Raw genomic sequence first — 11,319 nt, 5'->3', positions numbered from 1 at the left:
GAACGGTGGGCACCGTGATGGTGCCCAAATAAATACAGAATGTGGAGACAACCCCCCATGCAAACCGACACAACTCGCGAGAACCCGCAAGGCTCCGTGCCGCAGGCCGCTGATTCGAATATGGATCTATCTGCCACTGCGCCCGGCCAATTGCGTGTGATCAAGCGTAACGGCACTGTCGTTCCTTACACCGATGACAAGATCACCGTCGCCATCACCAAAGCGTTTCTTGCAGTTGAAGGCGGCACCGCTGCCGCCTCGTCGCGCATCCACGACACCGTTGCCCGCCTGACCGAACAAGTCACCGCAACCTTCAAGCGTCGCATGCCATCGGGTGGCACCATCCACATCGAAGAAATCCAGGACCAGGTCGAACTGGCCCTGATGCGTGCCGGCGAGCAGAAAGTTGCCCGCGACTACGTGATCTACCGTGACTCGCGCGCCAAGGAACGTGCTGTTCGTACGCCGTCCGAAGAAACCGTGCAGGCTCACCCGTCGATCCGCATTACCCTGGCGGACGGCACCTTTGCACCGCTGGACCTGGGCCGCCTGAACACCATCATCACCGAAGCCTGCGAAGGCCTGGAAGAGGTCGACGGCGACCTGATCCAGCGCGAAACCCTGAAGAACCTGTACGACGGCGTGGCCCTGACCGACGTCAACACTGCCCTGGTGATGACCGCCCGCACCCTGGTCGAGCGTGAGCCGAACTATTCGTTCGTCACCGCCCGCCTGCTGATGGATACCCTGCGTGCCGAAGGCCTGGGCTTCCTGAAAGTTGCCGAAAGCGCTACCCACCACGAAATGGCCGACCTGTACGCCAAGGCCCTGCCTGCCTACATCGCCAAGGGTATCGAATTCGAATTGCTGAACCCGATCCTGGCCACTTTCGACCTGGAAAAACTCGGCAAGGCGATCAATCACGAGCGTGACCAGCAGTTCACCTACCTGGGCCTGCAAACCCTGTACGACCGTTACTTCATCCACAAGGACGGTATCCGCTTCGAACTGCCGCAAGTGTTCTTCATGCGCGTGGCCATGGGCCTGGCGATCGAAGAGAAGAACAAAGAAGACCGTGCGATCGAGTTCTACAACCTGTTGTCGTCCTTCGACTACATGTCGTCGACCCCGACCCTGTTCAACGCCGGCACCCTGCGTCCACAGCTGTCGAGCTGCTACCTGACCACCGTGCCGGATGACCTGTCGGGCATCTACCACGCGATCCACGACAACGCCATGTTGTCCAAATTCGCCGGCGGCCTGGGCAACGACTGGACCCCGGTGCGTGCCCTGGGTTCGTACATCAAGGGCACCAACGGCAAGTCCCAAGGCGTTGTACCGTTCCTGAAAGTGGTGAACGACACCGCCGTTGCCGTGAACCAGGGTGGCAAGCGCAAAGGCGCTGTGTGTGCCTATCTGGAAACCTGGCACATGGACATCGAAGAGTTCATCGAGCTGCGCAAGAACACCGGTGATGACCGTCGTCGTACCCACGACATGAACACTGCCAACTGGATCCCGGACCTGTTCATGAAGCGCGTCTTCGATGACGGCCAGTGGACCCTGTTCTCGCCATCCGAAGTCCCGGACCTGCACGATCTGACCGGTAAAGCCTTCGAAGAGCGCTACGAGTACTACGAAGCCCTGTCCCAGTACCCTGGCAAGATCAAACTGTTCAAGACCATCCAGGCCAAAGACTTGTGGCGCAAGATGCTGTCCATGCTGTTCGAAACCGGCCACCCATGGCTGACTTTCAAGGACCCATGCAACCTGCGCAGCCCACAGCAGCACGTGGGCGTGGTCCACAGCTCGAACCTGTGCACCGAGATCACCTTGAACACCAACAAGGACGAGATCGCCGTTTGCAACCTGGGCTCGATCAACTTGCCGAACCACATCGTCAACGGCAAGCTGGACACCGCCAAGCTGGAACGCACTGTCAACACTGCAGTCCGCATGCTCGATAACGTGATCGACATCAACTACTACTCGGTGCCACAGGCGCAGAACTCCAACTTCAAGCACCGCCCGGTTGGCCTGGGCATCATGGGCTTCCAGGATGCGTTGTACCTGCAGCACATTCCTTACGGTTCGGATGCTGCGGTCGAGTTCGCCGACAAGTCCATGGAAGCGGTGAGCTACTACGCGATCCAGGCTTCCTGCGACCTGGCCGACGAGCGCGGCGCCTACGAGACGTTCCAGGGTTCGCTGTGGTCCAAGGGCATCCTGCCGCTGGATTCGCAACAGATCCTGATCGAGCAACGTGGCCAGAAGTACATCGACGTTGACCTCAACGAATCCCTGGACTGGGCGCCGGTACGTGCCCGTGTGCAGAAAGGCATTCGTAACTCCAATATCATGGCCATCGCACCGACCGCCACCATCGCCAACATCACTGGCGTGTCGCAGTCGATCGAACCGACCTACCAGAACCTGTATGTGAAATCGAACCTGTCGGGCGAATTCACCGTGATCAACCCGTACCTGGTCCGCGACCTTAAAGCCCGCGGCCTGTGGGACTCGGTGATGATCAACGACCTGAAGTACTACGACGGTTCCGTGCAGCAGATCGAACGCATCCCGCAAGAGCTCAAGGAGCTCTACGCAACTGCCTTCGAAGTGGACACCAAGTGGATCGTGGACGCCGCCAGCCGTCGCCAGAAGTGGATCGACCAGGCGCAGTCGCTGAACCTGTACATCGCCGGCGCTTCGGGCAAGAAGCTGGACGTGACCTACCGCATGGCTTGGTACCGTGGCCTGAAAACCACTTACTACCTCCGTGCCCTGGCCGCGACCAGCACCGAGAAATCGACCATCAGCACCGGTAAGCTGAACGCTGTGTCCAGCGGCAACCATGGTGATGATTCGGTACTCGCTGCTCCAGCTGGCCCGGCGCCAGTGCCAAAAGCCTGCGCAATTGACGAGCCGGACTGCGAAGCTTGCCAATAAGCTGAATAGGTCACGGGGTTAATAACCCGAGATAAATAAAGCCGACAAATCTGGAGAAATCCAGTTTGTCGGCTTTTTTATGAGCAGCTAGCCGGTGCACTGTCCGACAAGCTATTTGAACGCGTAAGCGATCCCACCCGAAGGCGCGTTGGCCCGATTTCCATACCACTCTATCCGGCCGCCGATTACCGCCATTGAGTGTTTATTATCGGCCACGACACCCAGCCTGCCGCTGGCCAGCTCCTGGCTTGAGGTTTGCGTGTACAGACCTTTCAAACCCAGGCGATCCAGCCCTTCATGAGCCCATTCGCCGTCGTTCAGGCTTACTAACGCATCCAAGTAACTTCTCTTGGCATTTTTGTCATTCTCGTTCCCGTTACCAGGATTACCCTCCATCTGCGCGCGTTTAGCACTCGCCGCATACATAAAGTTGGCATTGGTCATCATCTTTGGATCATCACCCTGGAACCGGGCCTGCTCTGCCGCCTGCTTCAATTCGCTTCTGGACAAATGTAGCTGGAATCCGTCACGCATCTGCACGTCGTAGCCATCACCCGACTCTTTTACATCTTTGAAGACGTCGGTGGGCTTCTTGCCGAACTGCATCATTGCCGCCTTGATTGCGGAAACAGTGACGCAATTCCCATCAGGGCCCTGCTTGAATCCGCTCCAGATATTGCCGTTTTCCCTGCCCATACCGGGCTTTTCTCCAGGATTGCTTTTATCAGGCGTGTAGTTGTGGTGCATGGCGCCCGACGTAAACGGCTTGTTGCTCATGCTCTCGACGTTAGTGGGCGTGGTCATACCACCACCACCACCGCCACCGCCACCACCGCCCCCACCTCCACCTCCACCTCCACCTCCATCCGGCGGTGATGGCGAAGGTGTTGGCGGTACATTCTCCGCATCCGGGAACCACAGTTTCATCAGTGCCCTGAGAAATTCGCGCCAGCTTTCAGAGGCTTGATCGTCCCCAAGCAACTCCTTGAGGATTTTTTTGAATTCTTCATCCCCCATTTTTTCGCGCTCAGCATTCAGCTTGTCACGCAAGTCCTGGGCGGTTTGGGTCTTGGAGGTTTTCTCGGCTTCCTGGAGGTCGCTCAACAGTTTCTTGACTGTCTGGGTCGGGGTCGGCGGCTGAGGCTTGTCATCTTTGCGATCACTGCCCTGCGACAGACCAAAAGCCTGAGGCATCGCCAACCCAGGCCAAGCCGCACCTCCCCATGCGGGTCCACTGCCCGGATACGAAGAAATCATCATTTTTATTCACTCCCTGATCACCGGACGGGTTCGCCACCCACTCCGAAAAGCGACTGCTCTCTTGTCGAGCGAGGCGGCATTAGCCTTCGCTCGGTGGCAAACAGCCGTAATCCGTTCCAACAAACCAATGTCAGATCGTTGCCGGCCCGCCTCAGGAAGTTGTGCGCCGATCAAATAGCGCGCGAAAAAAAGCCCCTCGATCGAGGGGCTTTTGGGTGAAGCGTCAGGCCCGCAACATCAGGTCATTTGAATGATGGTCTGCATCAGCGTGCTTTCAGTGGAAATAGTCTTTGAGTTTGCCTGGAAGTTGCTCTGGGCCTTGATCAGCTCCACCAGCTCGCTGGTCAGGTTAACGTTTGAGTTTTCCAGGGAGTTGGCAACGATCGTACCCAAGGTGCCGGACTGAGGCGTGTCGTAGCCTGGCTGGCCGGAGGAAAAGGTTTCTTTCCAGGTAGTACCGCCGTTTGGCTGCAGACCCTGTTCGTTGTTGAAGCTGGCCAGGGAGATCTGGCCGATCGCCTTGCTCTGCTCGTTACTGAAGGTGGCGAACAGAACGCCACTGCCGTCGATTTTCAGGCCCGTGATTTCACCCGTGGCATAGCCGTCGGTAATCGGCGGGTTACGGTAGCTGGCCGAGTTGTGCTGGGTGATGTTGGCCATGTTAATGGCAATGCCGGTCGGGTTGGCCGCCGCTCCGTTCTCTACCCACACGCCTTTGTCCAGCACACCCGGCTTCCAGTTCGCGATGGTCAACGTGGTGTTGGACACCGTGCTCGGAGGCGTGACGATACCTTTCAGGGCGCCCGCCGTGTCGAAAGTCAGGGTCGAAGGTACAGGCGCCACGGCACCGGCACCGCTGACAGGTGTACCGTCAGGGTTGCGGCCGTCGATCAAGGTGTAGGACTTCCATTCATTGGCGCCCGTCTTGACCATGTACTGCACCATCGGGTGCGAATTGCCCTGAGTGTCGTACAACATCGTGGAATATTGGGTGGTGAACGTCGATTCCTCCATCGGATCGAACGGCTTGAGAGCCTGGTCGATCACCGGCTCCGAGGACTTCAGGTTGCTGCTGGAGTCAACCTTGGTGGATGCCTTGGGTGGCAGGTTCGACTGATCGATCCGCAGGTCGACCAGATTGCCCTTGATCACTTTGCCGTTTTCATCCGTGGCATAACCTTGCAGGCGCGAGGTGCCAGTGGAGTTGGTGACGTAGCCATCCTTGTCCGGCCTGAACGTACCGGAGCGGGTGTACTCCAGAGAACCGTCGCTGCCCTTTTGCACGAAGAAACCGCCGCCCTTGATCGCCATGTCCAGCAGGCCGCCGGTACCGGTGATTTCACCTTGGTTGAACTGCTGGGAAACGGCGGCCAGGCTCACGCCGCTGCCGATAGCGTTATGACCACTGCCCAGTTTGGAAGCAGCATAGACGTCGGCGAACTCCGCACGGGATGACTTGAAACCAGTGGTCGCAACGTTGGCGATGTTGTTGCCAGTCACGTCCAGTTGTTTGTTGGCCGCATAGAGGCCGCTAAGGCCGATGTTAAAAGACATGTTTCTCTCCTATTGCCGTAGTTAGCCGGCTCTATGTGCCGATAGTCTGAATTTGCGACAGCTTGATGCTGCCCAGGCCGCCAGACAGGTTGAGCAGCATTTCGCCGCCGGTCTGGCTCAGGGTCACGCTGGTGACGGTGGCCGGCAGCGAGGTTTTCAAGGCTAGGGCGTCACCGGCATCGTTTTTGGTGGAGGCCGCAAACGTGTAGTTGCCGGAGTCGACTTTCTCGCCAGCCTCATTCTTGCCGTCCCAGATAAAGTCCGACTTGCCAGCGCCCTGGGCGCCCAGTTCGATGGTCTTGACCAACTTGCCGTCCTTGTCGGTGACCTTGATCGTGACGTTTCCCACCGATGATGTGACATCCACCGAACCGGTGAAGCTCTTGCTGGTATCAACCAGTGCCTTGTCAGTGCCTATGATCACTGAGCGGCCCACCAGCGACGAGGCTTGCAGTGCTTGTGAGGACTTGTAGTTGCTGGAGATCGCATTCACCGAATCGTTCAAGGTGTTGATGCCTTCCAGGCTGCTGAACTGCGCCAGCTGCGCAACGAACGCGCCGTTGTCTTGCGGCGACAGCGGGTTCTGGTTCTTCAGTTGGGTAACCAGCAGTTGCAGGAACGCATCCTTGCCCAGGGACTGGTCGCCGGATGCCTCTTTGGTGGCACCCGCCAGGCTGTCCTGGTTGGCTGCGGCATCCTTGACCTTGGAGTTGAACAGGTCCTGGATCGTCGAGTTATTCGACACATCGTTAGTAACGGACATTCTTTGGCGCCCCTTATCACTGACCCAGGGTCAGGACCTTCTGCATCATGGCTTTGGCGGTGTTCATCATTTCCGCGTTGGTCTGGAACGAACGACTGGCGGAAATCATGTCAGCCATTTCCTCGACCACATTGACGTTGGGGTAATACACATAGCCCTTTTCGTTGGCCGCTGGATGATTGGGTTCGTAACGCGCCTCAAGGTTGCTCTGGTCTTCAACCACCCCCAATACCTGGACACCCTGGCCCGCTGCATCCTGGCTCTGGAACAGCGAGTCGCTGCCACCGCTCTGGCCACCCTGGAACATGGTGGCAAACACCGGATGACGAGCACGGTAGGTCTGGTCAATGCTCGAGGACACCGTCTCTGCGTTGGCGATGTTGCTGGCAACGGTGTTCAGGCGTGTGGTCTGGGCGCTCATGCCACTACCGGCAATATTGAAAACACTGGATAGCGACATGACTTACTCTCCGCGCAGGGCCGACATCAGCCCTTTGAATTTGCTGTTAAGCAGGGTGAAGCTGGCCTGGAAGCTCACCGAGTTCTCGGCGTAGTTCGATTGCTCCAACTGGGCATCGACGGTGTTCTGGTCGATCGATGGCTGCATCGGCGTGCGATACATCAGCGACTCATCACCGTTGCCCATGCCCAGGGCTTCGATATGACGGTTGTTGGTCATATTCAAGGCAAAGGTGCCATTGCTGGTCTTGTCACTCTGTGCTGCGAGCACGGCAGCGAAGTCCAGATCCCGCGCCTTATAGTTCGGGGTGTCGGCGTTGGCGATGTTATTGGCCAGGACTTCGGCACGTTGAGCGCGAAAGCCCAAGGCTTGTTCGTGGATACCGAGCGCTTTATCGAAGCTGATGCTCATGGCGGAAACCTTTAGGCTGACCTGCTGTTCGTAACGAGGTTTTAGCAAGCACCATGCCAGCTTTACCAAGCCCAATAAATCAAGGGGTTACGAACAGGTTGCCGGCCGTCCTGCCGGAAAAGCGGCAAGCGGTTTCCGCGAAGTGTCAGTAAAGCGGCAATGTGGGTGAGGTATTTGCCGCCGAAACAAATGTGCGGGCTTGTGTGGGAGCGGGCTTGCTCGCTCCCACATTTTGATCTGTTTTATCTTGTTACTTGGCCTGGTAGATGATCCCCGGGCTGCACTGCACCATCTGGTAATGGTCGGGCAATCCATTCAACGCCTCGGACGCCCCCAGGAACAGATAGCCCCCACGCTTGAGGGTGCTGTGGATGCGCAACAGGATGTCTTTCTTCACTTCAGCCGAGAAGTAGATCAACACGTTGCGGCAGAACACGATATCGAATTTGCCCAGGCTGGCGTAACTGTCCAGCAGGTTGAACGAACGAAACTCCACCCGACTCTTGATCGGTGCCTTGATCGCCCATCGCCCGGCACCCTTGGGGTCGAAGTAACGCTGCAGGCGCTCAGGGGACAAACCACGTCCCAGGGCCAGGCTGTCGTACTCGCCGGTCTTGCAGTTGGTGAGCATGGTGCCGGACAAGTCAGTCGCCACAATCTGCACGCCAGCCTTCAACTGCCCCAGATTGGTCCGCTCGAACTCATCGATGGCCATTGACAGCGAATAGGGTTCTTGCCCCGAAGAACACGCCGCCGACCAGATTCGCAGACGTTGGCCCGGACTCGCCTTGATCGCCTCGGGCAGTACCTTGTTCTTGAGCACTTCAAAGGGATATGTGTCGCGAAACCACAGGGTTTCATTGGTGGTCATGGCATCGACCACCATTTCCTTGAGCCCGCTGCGCGGCTGTCCCTGGATCCGCTGGACCAACTCGCCCAGGGACTTGATCCCCTGCTGCTCCATCAGCTTGTTGAGGCGGCTGGATACCAGGTACTGCTTGTTTTCACCGAGCAATATGCCACAGGCTTTTTCCAGGAAGACCCGGAACTGTTCGAAATCCAAATTACCCGTAGACAATGATACCGCCTCTTAAATCGTGTGACCGCCAGGGGAAAAGCCCTTAGCCGTGATCTGCTGCCTTGATCCGGTCAACCACCCGGGATGCCAGGTCATCGGGACGAAACTTGGCCAAAAAGTCATCGGCACCGACCTTCTTGACCATCGCCTGATTGAATACACCGGACAATGAAGTATGCAGGATGATATGCAATTTTTGCATACGTGGATCGTTGCGTATCTCGGCCGTGAGGGTGTAACCGTCCATTTCCGGCATCTCAATGTCGGAAATCATCATCAAGAATTCTTCTTCCGGCTTCTTGCCTTCATCCACCAGCTTGCGCAAGTAATCCAAGGCCTGGCGACCGTCATTCAGTGCCACCACTTCGACGCCAACCGTCTGCAGACACCGGGACACCTGCTTACGCGCCACCGAGGAGTCATCGACCGTCAGTACACGCAGCGAGATGGCTTTGTGCGCCGTCTCTGCATCCACCACACCGACCGAAATGGCTTCCGAGGTCGGTGCAACTTCGGCGAGGATTTTCTCCACGTCGATGATTTCCACCAGTTGGTTATCCACCCGTGTCACCGCCGTCAGGTAGTGATCGCGTCCCGTGCCCTTGGGCGGTGGATGGATCTCTTCCCAATTCATATTGACGATGCGTTCCACCGAGCGCACCAGGAAGCCCTGGGTCTTGGTGTTGTATTCGGTAATGATCACGAACGGGTTTTGGCGATCCTGCAAGCCCGCCGAGCCTGTTGCCATGGCCAGGTCAAGAATCGGAATCGTCGAGCCACGGATATTGGCCACGCCACACACTACAGGGCTGGACTTGGGCAACAGGGTGAGCTTGGGGCACTGGAGCACCTCCCGCACCTTGAACACATTGATGCCATAAAGCTGCTTGCCATCGAGTCGAAACAGCAACAACTCCAGGCGATTCTGCCCCACCAGCTGTGTGCGCTGGTTCACTGAATCCATTACACCCGCCATGCCCAGACTCCTACGCTACAAAAACTTACGGGTACGACGTGTACCCAACACTAAACGGCACGAGCTTTGCTTTTTATTGGCCATGGACATCAAAACGACAGTTTCCCGACGCCTTCGCTCGCCACGCTATCGCAGATTGCTCTGCACCTGGACGGCGTTGTTCGTCATGTGCGCGGGCCAACAGGCTCGTGCTGACAACGTCACCCTGCCTGATCTGCTTATCGGCGTCACCCAGGGCTTTCTTGAGTTCACGGTAGAAGATTATCTCGCTACCACGCAGACGCCGGGGCGTTACGAGATCCAGGTCAATCAATTGGACCCTCGCCTGCGCATGCCGATGTGTGACCAGGAGTTGACTGCCACCCTGGAAAGCCCCGCCCAGCCGGTCGGTCGTGTGACCGTGCGCGTGCGCTGTGACGGGGCCTCGCCCTGGACTGTGTTTGTACCCGCCCAGGTCCGACTGTTTCGTGAGGTGGTCACCGTCGCTCGCCCGCTTAAACGTACGGCAATCATCGGTTTTGACGACGTTGCCCTGCGCGAACGAGATATCAGCCAGATCAGCCAGGGCTATCTGACGTCCCTGGATCAGGCCGTCGGGCAAAAACTGACCCGACCAGTGGTCACCGACCAGGTTGTCACCCTGATCCACCTGGAACAGGCGCAAGTTATCCGCAAGGGCGATCAAGTGGTGATTTCCGCCAACAGCGGCGGCCTGAGCGTCAAGATGCCGGGCGAAGCACTGGCTAACGGCGGGATCAGCGAGCAGATCCGGGTCAAAAATCTCAACTCCAAGCGCGTGATCAAGGCCAGGGTAACGGCACCCGGGCAAGTAGAGGTTGCGCTATAGATCACTGGCGCAGGACGCCGGCTTTTCCTACACTGTGCCCACGCGTTCATTGCGCATAGGTTTATTGTCAATCAAGCCTAAAGTTTGCCCGGGTATGGCCGAAAACATGGCAAGCGTCCAAATACCCAGAGGTTTTTTTCAACATGGTCATTGATTTCAGTCGTTTGAATAACGCCCCGGCGTTGCCCGGCAATACGCGTACCAGCGGTGCCAAGGACAACGTTGAAGCCAAGTCCCAACCTTCGCCTGCCCCGGCCGAAAAAACCGTCGCCAGCCAAAGCGGGGAATCGGTCCACCTGAGCAATGAGGCTCAACAACTTCAGAAGGTCACTGACTCGCTGCGCGATCAGCCCGTGGTCAATCAAGCCCGCGTGGCCGAGTTGAAGCAGGCGATTGCCGATGGCAGCTATAAAGTCGACAGCAACCGCGTAGCCAGCAAACTGCTTAACTTCGAAGCCGAGCGCTAGGCAAAGGCCTGCGCCAGGCTTTTGGACGCTTAAAACCCAAGGCCAGCCATGCACGACCACGACGAACATTTACTGCAACTGATCATTGAAGACATCGCTCCCGCACAACACTTGCTCGAGCTGCTTCAAGAAGAATCCCTGGCCTTGCATGGCCGGGATATGCGGCGGCTGGAAGACATCCTGGCACGCAAGCAATCGCTGATCGTCCTGCTTGAACAGCACGGCAAGAAACGCAGCCAGATTCTTCTCGACCTTGGACTTACCGCCGATCACAGCGGTCTGGTACAACTGGCGGGCCATTCGTCAGTCGGCGGCCAGTTGCGCGCCCAAAGCGAAGCACTCAATCAGCTGTTGCTCAGCTGTCAGGAAGCCAACGCGCTGAACGGGCAGTCGATCCAGGTTCAACAAGCCACCACTGCCAACCAGTTGCGCATCCTCCACGGCGGCGAGCCCGCGGCACTGTATAACGCCCAGGGCTCCACCTCGCGACTGGTCAAGCCCAGCACTCTCAGCCAAGCCTGACGTCGGTTTACCGCGCGCCCTATCTAGGCGCG

At 57.7% G+C, this 11,319-nt stretch carries 11 protein-coding genes; 4 read left to right on the top strand and 7 right to left on the bottom strand.

The window, feature by feature from the left end; all coding sequences use genetic code 11:
- Positions 1-57 precede the first annotated feature (57 nt).
- Entirely contained in the window at positions 58-2,949 is a 2,892-nt protein-coding gene (locus OQ460_RS06820) for a ribonucleoside-diphosphate reductase subunit alpha (RefSeq protein ID WP_410021091.1), read from the top strand.
- 111 nt (positions 2,950-3,060) lie between these two features.
- On the opposite strand, the gene OQ460_RS06815 is transcribed toward OQ460_RS06820, so the two are convergent.
- The 7 genes from OQ460_RS06815 to OQ460_RS06785 all read right to left on the bottom strand — a co-directional run bounded on the left by OQ460_RS06815 (position 3,061) and on the right by OQ460_RS06785 (position 9,451).
- Entirely contained in the window at positions 3,061-4,209 is a 1,149-nt protein-coding gene (locus OQ460_RS06815) for a hypothetical protein (RefSeq protein ID WP_410021090.1), read from the bottom strand.
- Between the two features lie 237 nt (positions 4,210-4,446).
- Complete coding sequence (gene flgE / locus OQ460_RS06810) at positions 4,447-5,763, bottom strand: flagellar hook protein FlgE (RefSeq protein WP_410021089.1); 1,317 nt, start codon at positions 5,761-5,763, stop codon at positions 4,447-4,449.
- Between the two features lie 31 nt (positions 5,764-5,794).
- Entirely contained in the window at positions 5,795-6,526 is a 732-nt protein-coding gene (gene flgD / locus OQ460_RS06805; protein ID WP_410021088.1) for a flagellar hook assembly protein FlgD, read from the bottom strand.
- Between the two features lie 16 nt (positions 6,527-6,542).
- Positions 6,543-6,986: a flagellar basal body rod protein FlgC gene (flgC, locus tag OQ460_RS06800; RefSeq protein WP_410021087.1), complete on the bottom strand. Its 444-nt coding sequence runs from the start codon at positions 6,984-6,986 to the stop codon at positions 6,543-6,545.
- 3 nt (positions 6,987-6,989) lie between these two features.
- Complete coding sequence (gene flgB / locus OQ460_RS06795) at positions 6,990-7,397, bottom strand: flagellar basal body rod protein FlgB (RefSeq protein ID WP_410021086.1); 408 nt, start codon at positions 7,395-7,397, stop codon at positions 6,990-6,992.
- Positions 7,398-7,647: 250 nt separating this feature from the next.
- Entirely contained in the window at positions 7,648-8,475 is an 828-nt protein-coding gene (gene cheR, locus OQ460_RS06790; protein WP_410021085.1) for a protein-glutamate O-methyltransferase CheR, read from the bottom strand.
- A 43-nt stretch (positions 8,476-8,518) separates the two neighbouring features.
- Positions 8,519-9,451 (bottom strand): chemotaxis protein CheV, encoded by a 933-nt coding sequence (locus OQ460_RS06785; RefSeq protein ID WP_410021084.1) that lies wholly within the window; start codon positions 9,449-9,451, stop codon positions 8,519-8,521.
- 82 nt (positions 9,452-9,533) lie between these two features.
- On the opposite strand from OQ460_RS06785, the gene flgA reads away from it, so the two are divergent.
- The 3 genes from flgA (at position 9,534) to flgN (ending at position 11,287) form a co-directional block, all read left to right on the top strand.
- A complete protein-coding gene (flgA, locus tag OQ460_RS06780) occupies positions 9,534-10,298 on the top strand; it encodes a flagellar basal body P-ring formation chaperone FlgA (protein ID WP_410021083.1) in 765 nt (254 codons plus the stop codon).
- A 143-nt stretch (positions 10,299-10,441) separates the two neighbouring features.
- Positions 10,442-10,765, top strand: a complete 324-nt coding sequence (gene flgM / locus OQ460_RS06775; protein WP_410021082.1) for a flagellar biosynthesis anti-sigma factor FlgM — start codon at positions 10,442-10,444, stop codon at positions 10,763-10,765.
- Between the two features lie 48 nt (positions 10,766-10,813).
- Positions 10,814-11,287, top strand: coding sequence for a flagellar export chaperone FlgN (gene flgN / locus OQ460_RS06770; protein ID WP_410021081.1), 474 nt, complete (start codon positions 10,814-10,816; stop codon positions 11,285-11,287).
- The last annotated feature ends 32 nt before the right edge of the window (positions 11,288-11,319 follow it).

Origin of the sequence: Pseudomonas imrae (assembly GCF_046352735.2) — a bacterium.
GTDB classification, from domain to species: Bacteria; Pseudomonadota; Gammaproteobacteria; order Pseudomonadales; family Pseudomonadaceae; genus Aquipseudomonas; species Aquipseudomonas imrae.
The sequence above is the reverse complement of the archived record's forward strand: the minus strand, read 5'-3'. Positions and strand labels throughout refer to the sequence as shown.